Here is a 19,796-nt window from a genome sequence, read left to right as displayed (position 1 = left end):
AAGGCATGGAACTGCCCGCCCTGCTGGACGCGCTGGATGCGCGGGCCCCGATGGCGCAACGCCATCTGTGGCTGATCGAACTGCTGCGCTGGGTGCGCGGCGAAGCCGAAGACCCCCAGGCCAGCGTGGCGCGGGTACGCCTGCTGCTCGACACCGTGCAGACACGCCCCGAATGGCTGGCGCGCTGGCACGACTGGTGGAGGGTGTTCACCGGCAGCGTGGACGCCACCCCACTGCTGGCCGACTACGGTTTCGCGCCCCGCACCGCCTTCCTCAGCGAGTTCGGCCACCGGCTGCGCCGCAAAATCCTGCCCGGCACGCCCGAGACCACCGATCTGGCCGAGCTGTTCGGACTGCTGCTGCCCAGCCGTTTCGACGTGCGCTGGCTCAAGGCACTGGACAGCGCCACGCTGCAACGGTTGCACGCCCTGCTGATCGCGTCAGCCGACGCACCCGGCGATACCGCATCGGCGCCAGCGCTGGCAGCGGCCGAAGCCGCCAGCGCCCCACCCACCGCCTTTTGGCAGACCGCCCTGATGGACGCGCTGGTGTTCTGCGTGAGCCAGGTCAGCGCCACCGGGTTTGCCTCGGAAATCCGGGTCCGCATGTCCGCCGAGGCCCAGGTCTCGCGCCCGTTCCACGAACTGCCGTCGTCTTTCGAGGTGATGCGCCAGGCGGTCCAGCAGCATGGGCCCCACAGCGCCCAGGCGCTGGAGGCGGCCACACTGCTGCGCGCCCAGCTCGACGCCTGCCGCCACGCGGCCTACACCGTGTATTCGCACCTCGAAACCCACGGCGTGTCGGTGGGCATCGTGTTCCGGCTGCGCCAGCTGCGCGAGCGCATCGTGCGCATCAAACAGCTGCTGGACTGCCTGCAGTCCAGCCAGCCCGAGCGTGCCACGGTGGCGCTGCTGGCCGACCTGGCGCAGATGAGCCAGGACAACCGCAGCATCCGCGCGCTGATCGCCAGCAGCTCGCACCTGACGGCGGAGAAGGTGGCCGAGCGCAGCGCCGAGAGCGGCGAGTCCTACATCACGCGCGACGCCGCCGAGTACCGCCAGATGCTGGGCAAGGCCGCAGGCGGCGGCGCGGTGCTGGGCCTGACGACCTGGGTCAAGTTCACGCTCTACGCGCTGGGGCTGTCGGCGTTCTGGGCCGGCTTTGCCGCCGGGCTCAACTACGCGTTCTTTTTTGTGGTGATCCAGTTGCTGCACCTCACGGTGGCCACCAAACAGCCCGCCGTGACCGCGCCGGCCATGGTGGCCAAGCTGCGGGACATCCGCCAGCCCGGCGCCGTGCGCCGCTTTGTGGACGAGGTGGCCAACCTGTTCCGCTCGCAGATCGCCGCCATCGCGGGCAACGTCGGCCTGGTGATTCCGGTGGTGCTGCTGCTCAGCCTGGCGCTGCGGTTCGTCACCGGCGCGCCCATGATCGACGCCGACCAGGCCCGGCACGTGCTGCACGATCTGCACCTGCTCGGCCCCACCCTGCTGTTTGCCGCGCTCACGGGGGTGCTGCTGTTCGCCTCCAGCATCGTGGCGGGCTGGGTGGAAAACTGGTTCGTGTTTCACAAGCTGGACTCGGCCGTGCGGCACAACCCGCGCTTCACGCGGGCGCTCGGCCCGGCGCGCGCCGCACGCTGGGCCAGCTTCCTGCGGCAGAACATCTCGGGCCTGTCGGCCAACATCTCGCTCGGCTTCATGCTCGGCCTGGTGCCCGCGTTCGCGGCGTTTTTCGGCCTGGGTCTGGACGTGCGCCACGTCACGCTCTCGGCCGGCCAGGTGGCTGCGGCAGCGGCCTCGCTGGGCCTGGGCGTGCTGCGGGAGCCGGGCTTCTGGTGGGCGGTGGCCGGTGTGCTGGTGGTCGGGCCGATCAACCTGGCCGTGAGCTTCTACCTCGCCTTCCGGCTGGCGCTGCGCGCGCAGAACATCAGCGAGGTGAACCGCGCACGCATCCGCGCGTCGATCCGCCATCGCATCCGGCGCGCGCCCCTGAGCTTCCTGTGGCCCCCGCGGCATCTGCCCGAGGACGAGCCGGAGGACGCGCCCCTCGACCCCGACGGTCCGACCTCGGTCATGGACGCCGACGCCCAACGCAGCCATGGGTGAATTCGAGTTGATCCGCCGGCATTTTCAGCGCCCCGGCGTGGCGCTGCCGGGCAACGTGCCCCTGGGCATCGGCGACGACTGCGCGCTGCTGCAGCCGGCGCCCGGTTTTCAGCTCGCGGTGTCCACCGACATGCTGGTCGAAAGCCGGCATTTTTTCCCCGACGTGGCGCCCCAGGCGCTGGGCCACAAAGTGCTCGCGGTCAACCTGAGCGATCTCGCCGCCATGGGTGCGCGGCCGCTGGGCTTCACGCTGGCGCTGGCGCTGCCCGCGGCCGACGAGGCCTGGCTCACCGCCTTCGCCCAGGGCCTGTTCGCGCTGGCCGATGCGCACGCCTGTCCCCTGGTGGGCGGTGACACGACACGCGGCCCGCTCAACATCTGCATCACGGTGTTGGGCGAGGTGCGCGCTGGCCAGGCGCTGCGACGCGACGCGGCCCGGGCCGGCGACGACCTCTACCTGAGCGGGCGCACCGGCGAGGCGCGGCTGGCGCTGGAGCTGCTGCTCGGCACCGGCTGGGCCATTGCCCACACCCCGCCGGACGCCCTGCCCCGGTTGCGCGCGCGGCTGGAGAGGCCGGTACCCCGCCTCGCGCTGGGCCAGGCGCTTGCAGGGCTGACGCACGCGGCGATCGACCTGAGCGACGGCCTGGCCGGCGACCTCGGTCACATCCTGCAGGCCAGCGGTGTGGGCGCCGAGCTGGCGCTGGCCGAGTTGCCGCTGGCGCCCGACCTGCAGGCCCTGCCCGAAGCCCAGCGCCTGGACTGCCTGCTCAACGGCGGCGACGACTACGAGCTGCTGTTCAGCGCGCCGCCCGACGCGCGCGCCGCCATCGAGGCCGCGGCCCGCACCAGCCAGACCCCCGTGCACCGCGTGGGCCGCATCCGCGCCGAACCGGGCCTGCGCGTGCTGAACGCCGCCGGCCAGCCGGTGGCGTTCAGCACGCGCGGCTTTGACCACTTCAAGTGAGATGGAGCACCCCCGTGGCGTTCCGGGCGGGGCACGGGCACCGGGCTGTACCGACTCATAATCGCTCCACCATGGTTGACTCCCCCGATCCGTCCGGCCGTTGGGCCGCCAGCGCAGCGCCCGTGATCCGCCCGACCTGGGCCTTTCTGTTCGCCCACCCGGCCCATTTCATTGCCCTCGGCGCGGGTTCGGGCCTGCCCCGTTTCGCCCCCGGCACAGCGGGCACGCTCTGGGCCTGGGTGGTCTTCGTGCTGTTGCAGCCCCGGCTGCCCGACCTGGGCTGGGCGTTGCTGATCGGCGTGGGCACGCTGGTGGGCTGGTGGGCCAGCACGGTCACGGCGCAGCACATGCGCATCGCCGACTCGGGCCACATCGTGGTCGATGAAATCCTGGCTTTCTGGCTCGTGCTGTGGCTGGTCTCACCCACCAGCTTCTGGGGCCAGCTCTACGCCTTCGTGCTGTTCCGCCTGTTCGACGCGGTGAAGATCGGGCCCATGGCCTGGGCCGACCAGCGCTTCAAGGGCTTTGGTCCGCGCGGAGGTTTCGGCATCCTGCTCGACGACTTCGCCGCGGCCGGCTGCACCCTGCTCGTGATCGCTGCCTGGAGGTTTTAAGCCCACCCCCGTCGCTTGCTCGCTGCGCGTAGCCGCTCCGCCCCTCAAGGGGCAACACCTGCGGCCGGGCGAAGCCCGTTCCGCGGTGTTCCTGACCACTCCCCCTCACTCACGACCATGACCTCCACGAACCCGCCGCCCACCGCCTCACTGGTTGAACAACTGGCCACCGAACTCAAAGCGCGCGGCCAGTTCCTGGCCACGGCCGAGAGCTGCACCGGTGGCCTGATCGCCAGCGCCTGCACCGAGCTCAGCGGATCGAGCGACTGGTTCGAGCGCGGCTTCGTCACCTACTCCAACGCCGCCAAGTCCGAGCTGCTGGGTGTGCCCGCGGCGCTGATCGAGGAGCACGGCGCGGTGAGCGAGGCCGTGGCGCGCGCCATGGCCGCCGGGGCGGTGGTCAACGCCCATGCGCACTGGTCGGTGGCGGTCACCGGCATCGCCGGACCCACCGGCGGCAGCGCCGACAAGCCGGTGGGCACGGTGTGGTTCGGCTGGGCCACGCCCGAAGGCGTGAGCACCGAACACCAGCGCTTCGACGGCGACCGTGCCGCCGTGCGCCAGGCCGCAGTGCGCCACGCGCTGGCAGGGCTGCTGCAGCGCCTGCGCTGACGGGAACGCCCGCCGCCATGGCCGAACCCTTCAAGAACCTCATCAACCCCCGCACCGTGGCGCACGCGGGCGCACACCTGCAGCGCGTGTGGCCCGGTTTCGAGTGCCAGCGCTTCGAGCGGCAGGCCGGCCACGGGCTGGACGCGCTGGAGTTCAAGGCGCGCGCCATGCAGCTGGCCGATGCGCTGGAGGCCACCCTGCCGAGCGACTTCGCCACCGCCTGCGACCTGCTCGAAGCCAGCCTGGCGCCGCCGCTGCCACTGGACGCGCAGGGCGAGCCCATCGCCCTGGCGGCCGACCGGCAGGACGAGGGCCTGGCCGGCTGGGTGGTGTGGTCCATGGGCGAGTTCGTGGCGCGCCGGGGTGTGAACGGTGATGTGCCGCGCGCGCTGGCCTGCCTGCACGCGCTCACCCAGCGGTTCTCGGCCGAATTCGCGATCCGCCCGCTGATCCAGCAACACCCCGGCGTGGTGCTGCCCACCCTGGCCGAGTGGGCGAGCGACCCGAGCGCGCACGTGCGCCGGCTGGTGAGCGAGGGTTCGCGCCCACGCCTGCCCTGGGGCCTGCGGCTGCAGGCCCTGGTGGCCGACCCCGCACCCACCCTGCCTCTGCTGCGTGTGTTGCAGGACGACGTCAGCGCCTATGTGCGCCGCAGCGTGGCCAACCACCTGAACGACATCGCCAAGGACCACCCCGATCTGGTGGCCCGCTGGGTGGACGAGCACCTGCGCGGCGCGGCGCCGCAACGCACGGCCCTGCTGCGCCACGCCAGCCGCAGCCTGATCAAGCAGGGCCACGCGCCCACGCTGGCCGCCTGGGGACTCGGGCTGGGCCTGCAGGGCGAGGCCGGTCTGAGCCTGTCCACCGACCACGCGGCGGTGGGGGATGATATCGGGCTGCACGTCACGCTGCGCTCGACGGCGCGAACGACCCAGCCGCTGGTGGTGGACTATGCGGTGCACCACGTGCGCGCCAACGGCGGCACCAGCCCCAAGGTGTTCAAGGGCTGGAAGCTGGCGCTGGGCCCGGGTGAGCTGCGCCTCCTGGAAAAACGCCACAGCCTGCGCCCCGTGACCACGCGCACGCTCTACCCGGGCAGCCACCGCATCGATCTGCTGGTCAACGGCCAGGCCTGTGCCAGCGCCCACTTCGAGCTCTTGCCGTGAAGGAGGCCCCATGACCGACACACCCTGGTTTGACGGATTCGAGCGGCGCGAGATACCGCTGGGCACCGCCGGCGCGCCCCGTCACGTCACGCTGCGCGTGGGTGGACTTGCGCAGGGCCCGGTGCTGGTGCTGCTGCACGGTTTTCCGCAGACGCACGTGATGTGGCAGCGCGTGGCCCAGCGGCTGCGCGGCGCCTACCGGATCGTCATGCCGGACCTGCGCGGCTACGGCGACTCGCCCGCACCGGCGGACGCGCCGCGCCACGAACAGGCCAGCAAGCGTGCCATGGCCAGCGACGTGGTGGCCGTGCTCGACGCGCTGGGTGTGGACCGGTTTTTCCTCTGCGGCCACGACCGCGGCGCCCGCGTGGCGCACCGTGTGGCGCTGGACTTCCCGCAGCGCGTGCGGAAGCTCGGCGTGATCGACATCGCGCCCACGCTGGACATGTACGCGCGCACCGACATGGACTTTGCCCGTGCTTATTACCACTGGTTCCACCTGATCCAGCCAGCGCCCCTGCCGGAGACCATGATCGGCGGCGCGGCGCTGGCCTATCTGCACGCCAAGCTCGGCGGCTGGGGCGCGGGCGGCCTGGGCCACATCGAGCCCGAGGCACTGGCCGAATACGAGCGCTGCTTCTGCCGGCCCGACGCCATCCACAGCGCCTGCGAGGACTACCGCGCCAGCGCCGACATCGACCTGGAGCACGACCGGCTGGGCCGCGAGCGCGGTGAAACCATCGCCTGCGACACCCTGGTGCTCTGGGGCGCCAAGGGCGTGGTGCAGCGCTTTTTCGATCCGCTGGCGCTCTGGCAGGCGCGCTGCGCGGCGAGCATCAGCGGGCAGGCCTTGCCGGCCGGCCACTTCATTCCCGAAGAACTGCCCACTGAGACCGCGGCGGCCCTGGCCGGGTTCATGCGACCCTGAACGCGCGGGTCAGCCGCCATCAGCCCGGGAGGATGTGCGCGTCCAGCCCGCGCCGCGGCGCCGGACCGACCGCAGGCGCATAACCCAGGCGCACCCACATCTGCACCGTGTGTCCCGGTGAAGGGGCCTCCAGCAGCCGGTGGATGTCCGCGTAAGGCCCGGCCTGCTCGGGGTATTCCTGCAGGGCCTGCTGCAAGGGGTGCATGGACAGACCCGCAGCCGTGGCGGCGAGCTGCGCGCGGGCGTAGGCACGGCCGGCGTTCACCTGCGTCGCGCGGTCATTGCCCTCGGTCACCATCCAGAAGAACGCCGGCGTCGCGGCGATCTTCGCGTTGAAATCCTCGATCTGGCGCGTGATGGCGGCGTCCCCCGGCTGGGGCGCACGGCTGCGGTCGAACAGGCCCACGGCGGTGAGCGCGCGCACCAGCGGATCGTTGATCGAGAGGCCATCGCGGTGCTCGGCAATCTCCTTCGGCCCGATGCGCAGCACCCGCAGCGATTCGAGCATGGTGCGCGGCGTTTCCAGTTCGATGCGCCAGGCCTCCATGGCAATGCGGCGGTGCTGCGCCAGTGCCTCGGCCTGCGCCGCGCCCACAAAGCCGGCCCGCACCGCGTGGGGCGCCAGGCTGGCGGCGATGGCCTGCAGCGCGGCCGAGTCGGGCTCGCGCGCCTCGTACGCTTCGCGGTTGGTGTGGCGCCGGAAGATCTGCGCAAACAGCGGGTCGGGACGCAGCGAGGCGTCGGGCAGCAACCGGATGTGGGCCGTGGGCCGCGCGTCCAGCGCCTGCGGGCCAAAGGCGCCTTGCGGAAACAGCGCGATCTCGGCGCGCAGACCGCGCTGGCGCGCGGCCAAGTCCAGCAGCTCCAGGAAGGTGCCTTGGCTCATCATCATCTGGCGCGAGAACGGGTCGGTCTCGGACAGCAGGCGGCTGCGGTCGATGAACAAGGTGATCGCTTCGGGCTCGCGCAGATCCACCAGCCAGGACTGCAGATTGTGCGAATGCGGCGCCAGGATGGCATGGGCCAGCACCCAGCGGCGCGGGTCGGGTTCGTTGCCCGGTCCCTGCCAGGCCGCGATGGCCTCGGGCGGCAGCGCGCTGCTGCAGGCCACCAGGCCGCCCGCGGTGGCGGCCACCACCACGCCGCCTCCGGCGATGCGCAAAAAACGTCGGCGTTGCATGGTTCCTCCTGTGGGTGAACGGTCGCGTCGGATCAGGCCCGCGCGGTTCCAGAGTGCACCGGCGGCTCGGCGGCCGCGGGCAGCATGCCCAAGTCCCGCAGGGTGTGTTCCAGCGCCAGCGGCCAGGGCGTGTGCGGCTCGCTGCCGATCAGGGCCCGCAGGCGGCGGTTGTCCAGCCGGTGCGGCCGGTTCCAGAGGTAGCGCAGCGCCACCAGCGTGGCCCAGCTCGGCACCAGGGGCCCCAGCAGGGAGAACAAAGGCCACGGCAGGCCGCCCACGCGCAGGGTCGCCTGCTCGCTCAGCCAGCCCTGCTGGCGGGCCAGCGGCTGCAAGACATCGACCCAGTCCTGGCCCGACAGATCGTGGCCGCTGAAATGCAGCGACTCGAACGGCGCCATCGCCGCGCGCGCGCCGGCCACCGCCACGAAGGTCCGGGCCAGGTCGGGCAGGTAGGCCCAGGGCGTGCGCACGTCCAGCGGACCGGGAAGCACCAGCTTGCCACGCCGGATGCCGGTGAGCATGGCCAGGTCGAGCCAGGTGCCGCGCCCCCGGCCATAGAAGTTGCCGGCGCGCACGATCACCGCGCGCAGCCGGCCCTGGCGGGTGGCCTGCTCCAGCCGCGCCTCCATGTCGGTGCGGATGCGCCCCATGGCCATGCTGGGGCGCTGCGGGGTGTCTTCGAGCAGCACGCCCGGCATGGCCTCGCCATAGTTGTACACATTGCCGGGCAGCATGATCGTGGCCCCCAGCGCCTGCGCCACCGCCATGCCAGACTGCAGCAGCGGCCAGGCTTCGCGCTTCCAGGCCTGGCGCGTGTAGCGGTTGGGGTTGAGCGCATGCACCACCACCGAGGCCCCGCCGCTGCGACGCACCTGCGCGACCAGTGCCTCGACAGCCTGCGGCGTGTCCAGCGCCTGCGCCAGCCACGTGACGCCGGCCACCTCGGGGGCTGCGGCGCCGGGTCGCATCTGGGCCAGCACGCGCCAGCCGCCACGCGCAAAGGCCTGGGCCGCGGCCAGGCCGAAACGGCCACGGCCGCCCAGGACCAGCACCGTCTCGGCGGGGTGGGAAGAAGACAGCTCATGCATGAGGAAACTCCATGGGGCGCCGACCACCGGCACCATGGGATCGATTGTGGAAACATCGGCCCCCATACACAATTGCCTGAAACCGGACACCAGACATACACATATGCATACCGGAGACTTCAACTGGACCCTGATCCGCTCGTTTCTGGCCGCGCTGGACCACGGCAGCCTGATGGCGGCCGCGCGCGCCCTGGCCACCAGCCAGCCCACAGTGGGCCGGCACATCGGGGAGCTGGAAACGCAGCTGGGCGTGGTGCTGTTTGAGCGCACGGGCCGCGGCCTGGTGCCCACCGCCCACGCGCTGCGGCTGGCCGACGCGGCGCGCGCCATGTCGGTCGCGGCCGATCAGCTCGCGCGCCAGGCCTCGGGCGCGCAGGTCGACCCGCGGGGCTCGGTGCGCATCACGGCGAGCCAGCCCGTCACCTGCGTGCTGTTGCCGCCGGTGCTGCTGCAGATGCGCCAGGCCCTGCCCGACATCCAGATCGAGCTGGTGTCGAGCAACGCGGTGAGCAACCTGCTGCAGCGCGAGGCCGACATCGCGCTGCGCATGGTGCGGCCCGACCAAGGCTCTTTGGTGACCAAGCGTGTGGGGCAGGTCGCCATCGGCGCCTATGCGCACCGCGACTACCTGCGCCGACGCGGCACGCCGCAGATGCCCGAGGACCTGCTGGTGCACGACCTGATCGGCTACGACCGCAACACCGATATCGTGCAGGGCTTCGCCCGCATGGGCTACCCGATCGAGCGCGAACGCTTCGCAGTGCGCACCGACGACCTCAACGCCTACCAGGCCGCGGTAAGCGCAGGGCTGGGTGTGGGCTTTCTGGCCCGCTACGTGGCGCGCCAGAACCCGGACCTGGTGCCGCTGCTGCCCATGCTGCCCATACCGCCGCTGCCCGTGTGGCTGGCGGTGCACCGCGAGATCCGCAGCAACCCGCGCATCCGTGCCGTGTGGGACTTCCTCGCGCGGGCGTTGCCGCAGGCGCTAAGCTGAGCGCTGTCACTCCTCTCACCCAAGGAAATCCGATGCTCACCGTCCACCACCTCAACAACTCGCGCTCGCAGCGCGTGCTCTGGCTGCTCGAAGAACTGGGCGTGCCCTACGAGATCCAGCGCTATGAGCGCGACCCCGAGACCATGCTGGCGCCGCCCTCGCTGCGCAAGGTGCACCCCCTGGGCAAATCACCGGTGGTGACCGACGGCCGGGCCACGCTGGCGGAGTCGGGCGCCATCATCGAGTACCTGGTGGAGACCTATGGCGAGGGCCGCCTCGCGCCCGAGGCGGGCACGCCCGCGTTTCAGCGCTACCGCTACTGGCTGCACTACGCAGAGGGCTCGCTCATGCCGCCCCTGCTGCTCAAGCTGGTGTTCGATCAGGTGGAACGAGCGCCACTGCTGGTGCGCCCGGTGGCCAAGGCGATCTCGGCCACGGTCAAGCGCCGCTTCATCACCCCCAACCTCACGCAACACCTGGATTTCCTGGAGGCCGAGCTGGCCAGTTCACCCTGGTTTGCCGGGCGCTCGTTCAGCGCCGCCGACGTGCAGATGAGCTTTCCGGTAGAGGCCGCGGCCGCGCGCGCGGGGCTGGACCAGAGCCGCCCCAAGCTGATGGACTGGCTGGGCCGCATCCACGCCCGGCCTGCCTACCAGCGCGCCATCGAACAGGGCGGCCCGTTCGAGCTGATGGCCTGATCGGCGACTCACCCCATGCCGTGGCACTTCTTGTATTTCTTGCCGCTGCCGCACCAGCAGGGATCGTTGCGCCCCGGAGTGTCGGCCTTGCGCGCGGACTCGACGCGCGGACCCAGGCTTTGCCAGAGCTGGCGCAGGTCGTACACCGCCCAGATGGCGGCGCCAAACGCGTTCAGTCGCTCGTCGCTCACACTGGGCGCGCCGTCTTCGCTGTGCATGCAGACCGTGGGTGGATCGGTGTCGTCCTCGGTCAGCGCCACGATGGCGTCGAGCGCGTCGTTGAGCCAGCCGGCCGCTTCCTTGTCGCGCGGGGCGGCCCATTCCTCGGGCCAGCTCTCCACCACGAACATGAAGCCCAGGGCCCAGACCTGGCCGAACGCCGGCAAGACCTGATCACCCATGTCGGCGCGCGCTTCCTCGGGCAGGCTGGCCACCGCACCGCGCACGTCCATCACCTCGGGGTGGTAGCTGCGTTCGTCTTCGAGCGTTTCGACCGGAGCCCCCAGCGCCGTGGCCACCTCGTTCCAGCGCCGCGTCCACAGCTCCATGAAACGCGTGAACTGCGCCGCATCGGCGAAGTGCGTGTCCTCGGGATCGCTGCCGGGCACGCCCGGTTCGCTGTCTCCGGTGCCGAGCAGCACCGGGAAGTACTCGCTGGGCATGATGAGGCGTCGCGTGCACAGCAGCGCGGCCATGGCGCCCTCGCAGAACTCCCACTGCGGCACGTCCTCGCCGCGCGTGCGCAGGTCGTCCAGGATGGCGTCGAGCGCATCAAAATCGTCGTTGTCCATGGGGACGGGCGTGGTATCGGTGTTCATGGGGGAAAGCGGGGGCGGGTTTTATGATGCTGGGCAGTGTAAGCCCCCAAGGAACCCATGCTCGAACGCCTCAACGCCATTTATCCGGTGCGCTACACCGCGCTCGCCCTGTGCGTTCTTTGCGCGCTGCTCAGCCTGTTCACGCTGGTGGCCTTTGGTGTCGGTGGGCTGGTTTTCGTGCTGTCCGCAGGCCTTTCGGCGCTGGGGTTCTGGGACCTGCGCCAGACCAAGAGCTCGGTGCTGCGCAATTACCCGGTCATCGGCCATTTCCGCTTCATGCTGGAAAAGATCCGGCCCGAGATCCGTCAGTATTTTCTGGAGAGCGACACCGAGGCCACACCGTTTTCGCGCAGCCAGCGCAGCCTGGCCTATGCGCGCGCCAAGGGCGAGACCGACAAGCGCCCGTTCGGCACCCAGCGCGACCTGCGCGCCGTCGGACACGAATGGCTCAACCACTCGCTCGCACCCACCGCACTGGACTCGCATGACTTTCGCGTCACCATCGGCGGCCCCACCTGCACCCAGCCCTACGCGGCCAGCGTGTTCAACATCTCGGCCATGAGCTTTGGCGCGCTGTCGGCCAACGCCATCCAGGCGCTCAACGCGGGCGCCCAACGTGGCGGCTTCGCCCACGACACCGGCGAAGGCTCCATCTCGGCCTGGCACCGGCTCAACGGCGGCGACCTGATCTGGGAAATCGGCTCGGGCTACTTCGGCTGCCGCGGCGACGACGGCCTGTTCAACGAGGACAAGTTCAAGGCCAACGCCCTCGACGCCCAGGTCAGGATGATCGAGATCAAGCTCAGCCAGGGGGCCAAGCCGGGCCACGGCGGCGTGTTGCCGGGCGCCAAGGTGACGCCCGAGATCGCTGCGGCACGCGGCGTGCCGGTGGGCGTGGACTGCGTGTCTCCGGCCGCGCACAGCGCCTTCTCGACCCCGATGGAGCTGCTGCAGTTCGTCGCGCGGCTGCGCGAGCTCTCGGGTGGCAAGCCGACCGGCTTCAAACTCTGCATCGGCCACCCCTGGGAGTGGTTCGCCATCGTCAAGGCGATGCTGGAGACCGGCATCACGCCCGACTTCATCGTGGTCGATGGCGCCGAGGGCGGCACCGGCGCGGCACCGCTGGAGTTCACCGACCACGTGGGGGCGCCGCTGCAGGAAGGCCTGCGCCTGGTGCACAACACGCTGGTGGGTGTGAACCTGCGTGATCGCATCAAGATCGGCGCCTCGGGCAAGGTGGTGAGCGCCTTCGACATCGCACGCTGTCTGGCCATTGGTGCCGACTGGTGCAACAGCGCACGCGGTTTCATGTTTGCCCTGGGCTGCATCCAGGCCCAGACCTGCCACACAGGCCAGTGCCCCACCGGCGTCTCCACCCAGGACCCGGTGCGCCAGCAGGCGCTGGTGGTGCCCGACAAGGCCACGCGGGTGTTCAATTTCCATCAGCAGACACTGAAGGCGCTGCAGGAACTGGTGCAGGCCGGCGGCCTGCAGCACCCAGGCGACATCACGGCGCAGCACATCGTGCGCCGCGTGAACGAAAACGAAGTGCGCCTGCTGGCCAACCTGCTGCCCACCACCCAGCCCGGCGCCCTGCTGCGCGGCTCCGAAGGCCAGCATGCGGTGTTCACCACCTACTGGGAGCAGGCACGGGCCGACCGGTTCGGTCTGACCTGATCCTCGCGCCGCATCCGTCGCCGATGCAACGCAAGGTCTGAGTGCCTCCAGTCCCACCCGTTTCTCCACCCAGGAAAAGACATGCCGTCCACGCCCCGCTCGCCAAAGGTCTCCCCCAACAACCCCTGCCCCTTCCTGAGGGCGCTGGTGGCGCAGGGCCTGCTGGCCGACGACGTGGTGAGTCTTGGGACAATCACCAGCACCATCGTCAAGGTGGCGAACGCGGGCGATGGGCAACCCGAACTCCCCGCTGCGGCGATCCGGGCCATTGCACTGGTCGCGAACGGGCTCACCCCGCTGCAGATGGCACGCAACGGCTTCGGAGGCCTGCGACTGAACGAACTGAGGAACGGGCCTTTGGACAAGAAGGGCGCCGGTTCGCGCATTCTGGATGCCAAGGCCAAAGTCGATCCGAAGGAACTCGCACGGCTGGAGGAGTTTGCGAGCGAGAAAACCGATGCCGATGGCCACGCCGAACCCGGACTCGACCTGGACGAACTGCAGCGCATGATGGACGCCAACTTCGAGCGTGCGGCGGGCCACAGACGCAGCATCGACAGAAAACTGATGGATGGCGAGTGGCCCATCCTGCTGAAGGTGATGGGCAAGCAAGGCAAAACAGGCCGATACCTCAGCCTCAAGGAGGTGGGTGAACTGTTTGTCGAGCGCCGGCTTCCGGAGCGGATGTCCAGCCAACTGGCCAGCGGCTGACCGTGAGCGCGATCGGACCGGCGCCGAACCGGGACGCACCAACAAAAAAGCCCACGTTACCGTGGGCTTCAATGACAAGCGCAATGCTTGATTGGTTTGGTTGCGGAGGCAAGATTTGAACTTGCGACCTTTGGGTTATGAGCCCAACGAGCTACCAGGCTGCTCCACTCCGCGTCAAGCCTTGTATTCTATCACGCTTTCGCGTCGTCAGCCGCTGGAGCGGCATCTTCTGCGCGATCCACCAGTTCGACCAGCGCCATGGGTGCATTGTCGCCCACCCGGTAGCCCATCTTCAGGATGCGGGTATAGCCACCCGGACGGGCTGCGAAGCGCGGGCCCAGTTCGTTGAAGAGCTTGACGACCACATCGCGGTCGCGCAGGCGGTCAAAAGCCAGACGACGGTTGGCCACGGTCGCGACCTTGGCCAGGGTGATCATGGGTTCGACAACGCGGCGCAGCTCTTTGGCCTTGGGCAGCGTGGTCTTGATGACTTCGTGCGTAAGCAGCGAGTTCATCATGTTGCGCAGCATCGCGAGGCGGTGCTCGCTGGTGCGATTGAGTTTACGAAGTCCGTGTCCGTGACGCATGGTGATTTCCTTTCAGTGTTTTGCCTCCAGCCGTATCAGGTACTGGAGGTTCGTCAGACGTTTGATCGCCGGGATCAGTGTTTGTCGAGACCGGCCGGCGGCCAGTTTTCGAGCTTCATACCCAAGGTCAGGCCGCGCGAGGCGAGCACTTCCTTGATCTCGTTGAGCGACTTGCGACCCAGGTTGGGGGTCTTCAGCAACTCGTTCTCAGTGCGCTGGATCAGGTCCCCGATGTAATAGATGTTTTCGGCCTTGAGGCAGTTGGCCGAACGCACGGTGAGTTCGAGCTCGTCCACAGGACGCAGCAGGATCGGGTCGAACTGCTGGGAGCTGCGCTGGGCAGGCTGGTCGAACGCCGACAGCTCCACGCCTTCGAGTTGGGCAAACACCGCGAGCTGTTCCACCAGGATCTTGGCAGAGGCGCGCACGGCTTCTTCCGGACCGATCGAACCGTTGGTCTCGATTTCAAGCACCAGCTTGTCCAGATCGGTACGCTGCTCCACACGAGCGCTTTCAACGGTGTAGCTCACGCGCTTGACCGGCGAGAACGAAGCGTCGAGCACGATGCGACCAATCGAACGCGACTGGTCATCGTTGCGGCGCAGGCTACCGGGCACATAACCACGACCTTTTTCAACCTTGATCTGCATATCCAGCTTGGCGCCGGCAGACAGCGTGGCGATCACATGGCCAGGGTTGACGATTTCCACGTCGTGCGGCGTCTGAATGTCGGCCGCCGTGACCAGGCCTTCACCATCCTTGCGCAGGCTCAGGGTGACTTCGTCGCGGTTGTGCAACTTGAAGACCACACCCTTGAGGTTCAGCAACATGTTCACGACATCTTCCTGCACACCATCGATGGAGGAGTATTCGTGAACCACACCGGCAATGGTGACCTCGGTCGGCGCGTGCCCGGTCATCGAGGACAGCAACACCCGGCGCAGGGCATTGCCCAGCGTGTGACCGTAGCCGCGTTCGAAGGGCTCCAGCGTCACTTTGGCGCGATTGGTCGACAGTTGCTCGACGTTGATGGTTTTGGGCTTCAGCAGATTGTTCAGCATTCAAACTTCCTTCAGTACCCTCGGCTCGTTACACCGATAAGGCAGACGGAGCATGGCCCGACCACACCGTGCAGGTGCAGGCCGGGAACGAAATTAACGGGAATACAGTTCGACGATCAGCGATTCGTTGATGTCGGCACCGAACTCATCACGGTCGGGCGACTTCTTGAACACGCCTTCGGCCTTGTCCACGGCCACGTCGACCCAGGCGGGGAAGCCAATCTGCTTGGCGAGTTCCAACGCTTCGATCACGCGGGCCTGTTTCTTGGACTTTTCACGCACCGCCACCACATCACCGGCCTTGACCGAGTACGAGGGGATGTTGACCGACTTGCCGTTGACCGTGATCGCCTTGTGCGACACGATCTGGCGGGCTTCAGCGCGGGTGGATGCAAAACCCATGCGGAACACGACGTTGTCCAGGCGTGCTTCCAGCAGGAACAACAGGTTGGCGCCGGTATTGCCACGGCGACGGTCCGCCTCGGCGAAATAGCGGCGGAACTGGCGTTCCAGCACGCCATAGGTGCGCTTGACTTTCTGCTTTTCACGCAGCTGCAGACCAAAGTCGGAGGTGCGCTGACCGGAGGTGCGGCCATGTTGGCCAGGCTTGGAGTCGAATTTGGCCTTGTCGCTGATCGAGCGGCGTGCGCTCTTGAGCAACAGGTCCGAGCCTTCACGGCGGGAGAGTTTGGCCTTGGGGCCGAGGTAACGTGCCACGTTGGTTTCCTTGAATCACACTGCCGCAACCCGATGTTGCGGGAGCCACCCGTTGGACGGGGGCGGTGGGCTTAGCAAAAATGCCACCGCAGGCGACTGCGGTGGCGCTCGAAAAAAAGCTTTTGATTGTACCGCGCTGGCGGCACCGCCTCAAACAGACGGTTCAGATGCGACGGCGCTTCTGCGGACGGCAACCGTTGTGCGGCACAGGCGTCACGTCGGCAATCGAGTTGATCCGGATGCCCAAAGCACCCAGAGCACGCACCGAGGACTCACGACCCGGGCCCGGACCCTTGATCTCGACGTCCAGATTCTTGATGCCCTGCTCGATCGCGGCACGACCCGCGACTTCCGAAGCCACCTGAGCAGCAAAAGGCGTCGACTTGCGCGAACCCTTGAAGCCCTGACCACCCGAAGACGCCCAGGACAGTGCATTGCCCTGACGGTCGGTGATGGTGATGATGGTGTTGTTGAACGACGCGTGCACGTGGGCAATGCCGTCGGCAATGTTCTTGCGGACTTTTTTGCGGACGCGGGCAGATGCGCTGCTGGAGGGAGACTTAGCCATGAGGATCCTTCAAACCGATTACTTCTTCAGCGACTGGGCCGCCTTGCGGGGACCTTTGCGCGTGCGGGCGTTGGTCTTCGTACGCTGACCACGGACCGGCAGACCACGACGGTGGCGGAAACCACGGTAGCAACCAATGTCCATCAAACGCTTGATGTTCATGGTGGTTTCACGGCGCAGGTCACCCTCGATCGTGAACACACCGACCTGGTCACGGACTTTTTCAAGTTCCGCGTCGCTCAGGTCCTTGATTTTCTTGGTGTAGTCGATACCGCAGGCTTCGCAGATCTTGCGAGCACGGGTACGGCCAATGCCAAAAATTGCCGTCAAGCCGATTTCGGCGTGCTTGTGCGGCGGAATGTTGATGCCTGCAATACGAGCCATGTTGGTCCTCTGAACTTCCGAATCAGCCTTGACGCTGTTTGTGGCGGGGATCGGTGCAAATCACTCGCACGATGCCATGCCGCTTGATGATCTTACAGTTGCGGCACATTTTTTTGACCGAAGCCGAAACTCTCATAGTCTTCTCCTAGATATTCCAAAAATATTCAACCAGCCACCGCTCACTTCGAGCGAAACACAATCCGCGCCCGGGTGAGGTCGTAGGGCGTGAGTTCTACCTTGACCTTGTCACCCGGCAGGATGCGGATGTAATGCATCCTCATCTTGCCGGAGATGTGTCCCAAAACCACATGACCATTTTCGAGCTTGACCCTGAAAGTCGCATTGGGCAGGTTCTCAACCACCTCGCCCTGCATTTCGATCACGTCGTCCTTGGCCATAAGCAAAGCTCAAAGGGATGTTTTGAAATTGGCCTTTTTAAGCAGCGATTCGTATTGCTGCGACATCATGTAGTTCTGCACCTGGGCCATGAAATCCATGGTGACCACCACGATGATCAACAGGGATGTGCCACCGAAATAGAAGGGCACGTTGTACTTCAGGATCAGAAACTCGGGCAACAGGCAGACGGCGGTGATGTAGATCGCACCCGCCAGGGTCAGTCGCAGCAGGATCTTGTCGATGTAGCGGGCGGTCTGATCCCCAGGACGAATACCGGGAATGAACGCACCGCTCTTCTTCAGGTTGTCGGCCGTTTCGCGGCTGTTGAAAACCAATGCCGTGTAGAAGAAGCAGAAGAAAACAATGGCCGCGGCGTACAACGCCACGTAGATCGGTTGACCCGGCGACAAGGCCGAAGCGATGTCGCGCAGCCAGCGGGTCGATTCACCCGTGCTCACCCAGCTCACCACCGTGGTGGGCAACAGGATGATGCTGGAGGCGAAGATCGGCGGGATCACGCCGGCCATGTTCAGTTTGAGCGGCAGATGCGATGACTGACCGCCATACACCTTGTTGCCCACCTGACGCCGAGCATAGTTCACCAGAATCTTGCGCTGACCACGTTCGACGAACACCACGAAGTAGGTGACCAGAATCACCAGTGCGATGATGAAGATCGACACCAGGATGTTCATGGCACCGGTGCGCACCAGCTCGAGCAAGCCACCGATGGCACTCGGCAGACCCGCCGCGATACCCGCGAAGATCAGGATCGAGATCCCGTTGCCCAGGCCGCGCTCGGTGATCTGCTCGCCCAGCCACATCAGGAACATGGTTCCCGCCACCAGGCTGACCACGGCGGTCAGGCGAAAGCCCATGCCGGGATCGATCACGAGCCCCTGCTGACCTTCCAGAGCCAGGGCAATGCCCATGGACTGGAAGATGGCCAGGGCCAGCGTACCGTAACGGGTGTAGGACGTGATCTTGCGACGACCGGCTTCGCCTTCCTTCTTCAGCTGCTCGAACGTGGGCACCACATAGGTCATCAACTGCATGATGATCGACGCCGAGATGTACGGCATGATGCCCAACGCAAACACGGTGAAGCGCGACAGCGCCCCGCCCGAGAACATGTTGAAGAGGCTGAGAATACCGCCGGCCTGGCCCTTGAACAGCTGTTCCAGCTGCGCAGGGTCGATGCCGGGCACGGGGATGTGTGCCCCGATACGGTAAACCACCAGCGCCAACAACAGGAACACCAGTCGGCGACGCAGGTCGCCGAACTTGCCCGTTTTGGCCAGAGTCGTGGATCCAGTTGCCACAGATTGCTTCCGCTGGTGTCCGATCAGGCCAACGAACCGCCAGCGGCTTCGATCGCCGACTTGGCCGCTGCGGTGGCACCGATGCTCTTGAGCGTCACGGCGCGCGTGATCTCACCGGTCTTGATGACCTTCACGCGGCGTGCGAGGTGGGCCACGAGGCCAGCCTGCTTGAGCACCAGCAGGTCGATCTCGGCCGCTTCCAGCGCGTTGATGTCGGCCAGGGTCACTTCGGCGTTGAACTGCAGTTGCGCGGATTTGAAGCCACGCTTGGGCAGGCGACGCTGCAGAGGCATTTGACCGCCTTCGAAGCCCACCTTGTGGTAGCCACCCGAACGCGATTTCTGGCCTTTGTGACCACGGCCAGCGGTTTTACCCAGGCCGGAGCCGATGCCACGGCCGACACGGCGCTTGGCGTGCTTGGCGCCTTCTTGGGGCTTGATGCTATTGAGTTCCATGTCTTGCGACTCCGGTTCAGAGTACTTTGACCAGGTAGCTGATCTTGTTGATCATGCCGCGCACGGCGGGCGTGTCCTGCAGCTCGCTGATGCTGTTGAGCTTGCGCAGGCCCAGGCCACGCACGGTGTCGCGGTGTGACTGCTTGGTACCAATGGGGCTGCGCACCAGTTGGACCTTGACGGTGTTTTGTGTGGTCATGATCGCTCCAATCAGCCCAGGATGTCTTCAACCGACTTGCCGCGCTTGGCAGCCACGTCGGAGGGCGTGGTCGAATTCTTCAGTGCGTCCAGCGTGGCACGCACCAGGTTGTAGGGATTGCTCGAGCCATGGCTCTTGGCCACGACGTCGGTGATGCCCAGCACCTCAAACACGGCGCGCATCGGGCCGCCCGCGATGATGCCGGTACCCTTGGAAGCGGGCAGCATCATGACGTTGGAGGCACCGTGCTCACCATGCACGCTGTGGTGCAGCGAACCGTTCTTGAGCGACACCTTGATCATGTTGCGGCGGGCCTGTTCCATGGCCTTCTGCACGGCCACCGGCACTTCACGTGCCTTGCCCTTGCCCATGCCGACGCGGCCGTCGCCATCACCGACCACGGTCAGTGCTGCGAAACCGAGAATGCGACCGCCCTTGACCACCTTGGTCACGCGGTTGATCGCGATCATCTTCTCGCGCAAACCGTCGTCGTTCGCTTCGTTCTTGATGTTTGCCGTAAATTTAGCCATTTTGTGTATTCCG

Annotated in this window: 24 protein-coding genes and 1 tRNA gene; 10 read left to right on the top strand and 15 right to left on the bottom strand. The window is 67.0% G+C overall.

Annotated features, from left to right (window positions below; genetic code table 11):
- Nucleotides 1-5 precede the first annotated feature (5 nt).
- From HTA01S_RS21275 to HTA01S_RS21250, 6 genes are all read left to right on the top strand, one after another.
- Entirely contained in the window at nt 6-2,108 is a 2,103-nt protein-coding gene (locus HTA01S_RS21275; RefSeq protein ID WP_084236404.1) for a site-specific recombinase, read from the top strand.
- A complete protein-coding gene (thiL, locus tag HTA01S_RS21270; RefSeq protein WP_068174989.1) occupies nt 2,101-3,075 on the top strand; it encodes a thiamine-phosphate kinase in 975 nt (324 codons plus the stop codon). The genes HTA01S_RS21275 and thiL overlap by 8 nt, the downstream gene beginning before the upstream one ends.
- Before the next feature lie 71 nt (nt 3,076-3,146).
- The gene (locus tag HTA01S_RS21265) at nt 3,147-3,689 is read left to right on the top strand and encodes a phosphatidylglycerophosphatase A family protein (protein ID WP_068174988.1); all 543 of its coding nucleotides are present in this window, start codon (nt 3,147-3,149) and stop codon (nt 3,687-3,689) included.
- Nucleotides 3,690-3,806: 117 nt separating this feature from the next.
- Nucleotides 3,807-4,301, top strand: coding sequence for a CinA family protein (locus tag HTA01S_RS21260; protein ID WP_068174985.1), 495 nt, complete (start codon nt 3,807-3,809; stop codon nt 4,299-4,301).
- 17 nt (nt 4,302-4,318) lie between these two features.
- On the top strand, nt 4,319-5,467 hold the full coding sequence (locus tag HTA01S_RS21255; RefSeq protein ID WP_068174983.1) for a DNA alkylation repair protein: 1,149 nt from the start codon (nt 4,319-4,321) through the stop codon (nt 5,465-5,467).
- 10 nt (nt 5,468-5,477) lie between these two features.
- Complete coding sequence (locus tag HTA01S_RS21250; protein ID WP_068174980.1) at nt 5,478-6,395, top strand: alpha/beta fold hydrolase; 918 nt, start codon at nt 5,478-5,480, stop codon at nt 6,393-6,395.
- Between the two features lie 19 nt (nt 6,396-6,414).
- On the opposite strand, the gene HTA01S_RS21245 is transcribed toward HTA01S_RS21250, so the two are convergent.
- Entirely contained in the window at nt 6,415-7,575 is a 1,161-nt protein-coding gene (locus HTA01S_RS21245; RefSeq protein ID WP_068174979.1) for an Acg family FMN-binding oxidoreductase, read from the bottom strand.
- A 32-nt stretch (nt 7,576-7,607) separates the two neighbouring features.
- A complete protein-coding gene (locus HTA01S_RS21240; protein ID WP_068174976.1) occupies nt 7,608-8,663 on the bottom strand; it encodes an NAD-dependent epimerase/dehydratase family protein in 1,056 nt (351 codons plus the stop codon).
- Between the two features lie 103 nt (nt 8,664-8,766).
- On the opposite strand from HTA01S_RS21240, the gene HTA01S_RS21235 reads away from it, so the two are divergent.
- Nucleotides 8,767-9,657 carry a LysR family transcriptional regulator gene (locus tag HTA01S_RS21235; RefSeq protein ID WP_068174974.1) on the top strand — a complete coding sequence of 297 codons (891 nt, stop codon included), beginning with the start codon at nt 8,767-8,769 and terminating at the stop codon, nt 9,655-9,657.
- A gap of 32 nt (nt 9,658-9,689) precedes the next feature.
- Complete coding sequence (locus HTA01S_RS21230; RefSeq protein WP_068174972.1) at nt 9,690-10,355, top strand: glutathione S-transferase; 666 nt, start codon at nt 9,690-9,692, stop codon at nt 10,353-10,355.
- An 8-nt stretch (nt 10,356-10,363) separates the two neighbouring features.
- On the opposite strand, the gene HTA01S_RS21225 is transcribed toward HTA01S_RS21230, so the two are convergent.
- Nucleotides 10,364-11,173, bottom strand: a complete 810-nt coding sequence (locus HTA01S_RS21225) for a UPF0149 family protein (RefSeq protein ID WP_068174969.1) — start codon at nt 11,171-11,173, stop codon at nt 10,364-10,366.
- Between the two features lie 57 nt (nt 11,174-11,230).
- Between HTA01S_RS21225 and HTA01S_RS21220 the strand changes: the two genes are divergently transcribed.
- The gene (locus HTA01S_RS21220; RefSeq protein ID WP_068174967.1) at nt 11,231-12,850 is read left to right on the top strand and encodes an FMN-binding glutamate synthase family protein; all 1,620 of its coding nucleotides are present in this window, start codon (nt 11,231-11,233) and stop codon (nt 12,848-12,850) included.
- An 81-nt stretch (nt 12,851-12,931) separates the two neighbouring features.
- Entirely contained in the window at nt 12,932-13,561 is a 630-nt protein-coding gene (locus HTA01S_RS21215; RefSeq protein ID WP_068174965.1) for a hypothetical protein, read from the top strand.
- Between the two features lie 97 nt (nt 13,562-13,658).
- Here HTA01S_RS21215 and HTA01S_RS21210 read toward each other — a convergent pair.
- The 12 genes from HTA01S_RS21210 to rpsE all read right to left on the bottom strand — a co-directional run bounded on the left by HTA01S_RS21210 (nt 13,659) and on the right by rpsE (nt 19,783).
- Nucleotides 13,659-13,735: transfer RNA gene (locus HTA01S_RS21210), tRNA-Met, on the bottom strand.
- 17 nt (nt 13,736-13,752) lie between these two features.
- Nucleotides 13,753-14,148: a 50S ribosomal protein L17 gene (gene rplQ, locus HTA01S_RS21205; RefSeq protein ID WP_068174962.1), complete on the bottom strand. Its 396-nt coding sequence runs from the start codon at nt 14,146-14,148 to the stop codon at nt 13,753-13,755.
- 74 nt (nt 14,149-14,222) lie between these two features.
- Nucleotides 14,223-15,209, bottom strand: a complete 987-nt coding sequence (locus HTA01S_RS21200) for a DNA-directed RNA polymerase subunit alpha (protein ID WP_068174961.1) — start codon at nt 15,207-15,209, stop codon at nt 14,223-14,225.
- 93 nt (nt 15,210-15,302) lie between these two features.
- The gene (gene rpsD / locus HTA01S_RS21195; RefSeq protein WP_068174959.1) at nt 15,303-15,926 is read right to left on the bottom strand and encodes a 30S ribosomal protein S4; all 624 of its coding nucleotides are present in this window, start codon (nt 15,924-15,926) and stop codon (nt 15,303-15,305) included.
- 163 nt (nt 15,927-16,089) lie between these two features.
- Nucleotides 16,090-16,494, bottom strand: coding sequence for a 30S ribosomal protein S11 (gene rpsK / locus HTA01S_RS21190; RefSeq protein ID WP_068174956.1), 405 nt, complete (start codon nt 16,492-16,494; stop codon nt 16,090-16,092).
- 18 nt (nt 16,495-16,512) lie between these two features.
- Nucleotides 16,513-16,878 (bottom strand): 30S ribosomal protein S13, encoded by a 366-nt coding sequence (gene rpsM / locus HTA01S_RS21185; protein WP_068174954.1) that lies wholly within the window; start codon nt 16,876-16,878, stop codon nt 16,513-16,515.
- A 22-nt stretch (nt 16,879-16,900) separates the two neighbouring features.
- Nucleotides 16,901-17,014 (bottom strand): 50S ribosomal protein L36, encoded by a 114-nt coding sequence (rpmJ, locus tag HTA01S_RS24885; RefSeq protein WP_084236402.1) that lies wholly within the window; start codon nt 17,012-17,014, stop codon nt 16,901-16,903.
- A gap of 43 nt (nt 17,015-17,057) precedes the next feature.
- Nucleotides 17,058-17,276 (bottom strand): translation initiation factor IF-1, encoded by a 219-nt coding sequence (gene infA / locus HTA01S_RS21180; protein ID WP_066267877.1) that lies wholly within the window; start codon nt 17,274-17,276, stop codon nt 17,058-17,060.
- Between the two features lie 9 nt (nt 17,277-17,285).
- The gene (gene secY, locus HTA01S_RS21175; protein ID WP_068174952.1) at nt 17,286-18,599 is read right to left on the bottom strand and encodes a preprotein translocase subunit SecY; all 1,314 of its coding nucleotides are present in this window, start codon (nt 18,597-18,599) and stop codon (nt 17,286-17,288) included.
- Nucleotides 18,600-18,622: 23 nt separating this feature from the next.
- Nucleotides 18,623-19,054, bottom strand: a complete 432-nt coding sequence (gene rplO / locus HTA01S_RS21170) for a 50S ribosomal protein L15 (protein WP_068174950.1) — start codon at nt 19,052-19,054, stop codon at nt 18,623-18,625.
- 16 nt (nt 19,055-19,070) lie between these two features.
- A complete protein-coding gene (gene rpmD, locus HTA01S_RS21165) occupies nt 19,071-19,253 on the bottom strand; it encodes a 50S ribosomal protein L30 (protein ID WP_068174949.1) in 183 nt (60 codons plus the stop codon).
- A gap of 11 nt (nt 19,254-19,264) precedes the next feature.
- Entirely contained in the window at nt 19,265-19,783 is a 519-nt protein-coding gene (gene rpsE, locus HTA01S_RS21160; RefSeq protein WP_068174947.1) for a 30S ribosomal protein S5, read from the bottom strand.
- Nucleotides 19,784-19,796: the final 13 nt, after the last annotated feature.

Origin of the sequence: Hydrogenophaga taeniospiralis CCUG 15921 (assembly GCF_001592305.1) — a bacterium.
In the GTDB taxonomy this organism is placed as follows: Bacteria; Pseudomonadota; Gammaproteobacteria; order Burkholderiales; family Burkholderiaceae_C; genus Hydrogenophaga; species Hydrogenophaga taeniospiralis.
The sequence above is the reverse complement of the archived record's forward strand: the minus strand, read 5'-3'. Positions and strand labels throughout refer to the sequence as shown.

What these genes read in the sequence shown, in the direction of transcription:
- HTA01S_RS21220 (WP_068174967.1), top strand. Translation starts at nt 11,231, where the DNA reads ATGCTCGAACGCCTCAACGCCATTTATCCGGTGCGCTACACCGCGCTC.
- rpsE (WP_068174947.1), bottom strand. Translation starts at nt 19,783, where the DNA reads ATGGCTAAATTTACGGCAAACATCAAGAACGAAGCGAACGACGACGGT.
- infA (WP_066267877.1), bottom strand. Translation starts at nt 17,276, where the DNA reads ATGGCCAAGGACGACGTGATCGAAATGCAGGGCGAGGTGGTTGAGAAC.
- HTA01S_RS21235 (WP_068174974.1), top strand. Translation starts at nt 8,767, where the DNA reads ATGCATACCGGAGACTTCAACTGGACCCTGATCCGCTCGTTTCTGGCC.
- HTA01S_RS21215 (WP_068174965.1), top strand. Translation starts at nt 12,932, where the DNA reads ATGCCGTCCACGCCCCGCTCGCCAAAGGTCTCCCCCAACAACCCCTGC.
- rplQ (WP_068174962.1), bottom strand. Translation starts at nt 14,148, where the DNA reads ATGCGTCACGGACACGGACTTCGTAAACTCAATCGCACCAGCGAGCAC.
- HTA01S_RS21225 (WP_068174969.1), bottom strand. Translation starts at nt 11,173, where the DNA reads ATGAACACCGATACCACGCCCGTCCCCATGGACAACGACGATTTTGAT.
- rpsK (WP_068174956.1), bottom strand. Translation starts at nt 16,494, where the DNA reads ATGGCTAAGTCTCCCTCCAGCAGCGCATCTGCCCGCGTCCGCAAAAAA.
- HTA01S_RS21250 (WP_068174980.1), top strand. Translation starts at nt 5,478, where the DNA reads ATGACCGACACACCCTGGTTTGACGGATTCGAGCGGCGCGAGATACCG.
- rplO (WP_068174950.1), bottom strand. Translation starts at nt 19,054, where the DNA reads ATGGAACTCAATAGCATCAAGCCCCAAGAAGGCGCCAAGCACGCCAAG.
- thiL (WP_068174989.1), top strand. Translation starts at nt 2,101, where the DNA reads ATGGGTGAATTCGAGTTGATCCGCCGGCATTTTCAGCGCCCCGGCGTG.
- HTA01S_RS21245 (WP_068174979.1), bottom strand. Translation starts at nt 7,575, where the DNA reads ATGCAACGCCGACGTTTTTTGCGCATCGCCGGAGGCGGCGTGGTGGTG.
- HTA01S_RS21275 (WP_084236404.1), top strand. Translation starts at nt 6, where the DNA reads ATGGAACTGCCCGCCCTGCTGGACGCGCTGGATGCGCGGGCCCCGATG.
- HTA01S_RS21260 (WP_068174985.1), top strand. Translation starts at nt 3,807, where the DNA reads ATGACCTCCACGAACCCGCCGCCCACCGCCTCACTGGTTGAACAACTG.
- HTA01S_RS21255 (WP_068174983.1), top strand. Translation starts at nt 4,319, where the DNA reads ATGGCCGAACCCTTCAAGAACCTCATCAACCCCCGCACCGTGGCGCAC.
- rpsM (WP_068174954.1), bottom strand. Translation starts at nt 16,878, where the DNA reads ATGGCTCGTATTGCAGGCATCAACATTCCGCCGCACAAGCACGCCGAA.
- HTA01S_RS21265 (WP_068174988.1), top strand. Translation starts at nt 3,147, where the DNA reads ATGGTTGACTCCCCCGATCCGTCCGGCCGTTGGGCCGCCAGCGCAGCG.
- rpmJ (WP_084236402.1), bottom strand. Translation starts at nt 17,014, where the DNA reads ATGAGAGTTTCGGCTTCGGTCAAAAAAATGTGCCGCAACTGTAAGATC.
- HTA01S_RS21240 (WP_068174976.1), bottom strand. Translation starts at nt 8,663, where the DNA reads ATGCATGAGCTGTCTTCTTCCCACCCCGCCGAGACGGTGCTGGTCCTG.
- rpmD (WP_068174949.1), bottom strand. Translation starts at nt 19,253, where the DNA reads ATGACCACACAAAACACCGTCAAGGTCCAACTGGTGCGCAGCCCCATT.
- HTA01S_RS21200 (WP_068174961.1), bottom strand. Translation starts at nt 15,209, where the DNA reads ATGCTGAACAATCTGCTGAAGCCCAAAACCATCAACGTCGAGCAACTG.
- HTA01S_RS21230 (WP_068174972.1), top strand. Translation starts at nt 9,690, where the DNA reads ATGCTCACCGTCCACCACCTCAACAACTCGCGCTCGCAGCGCGTGCTC.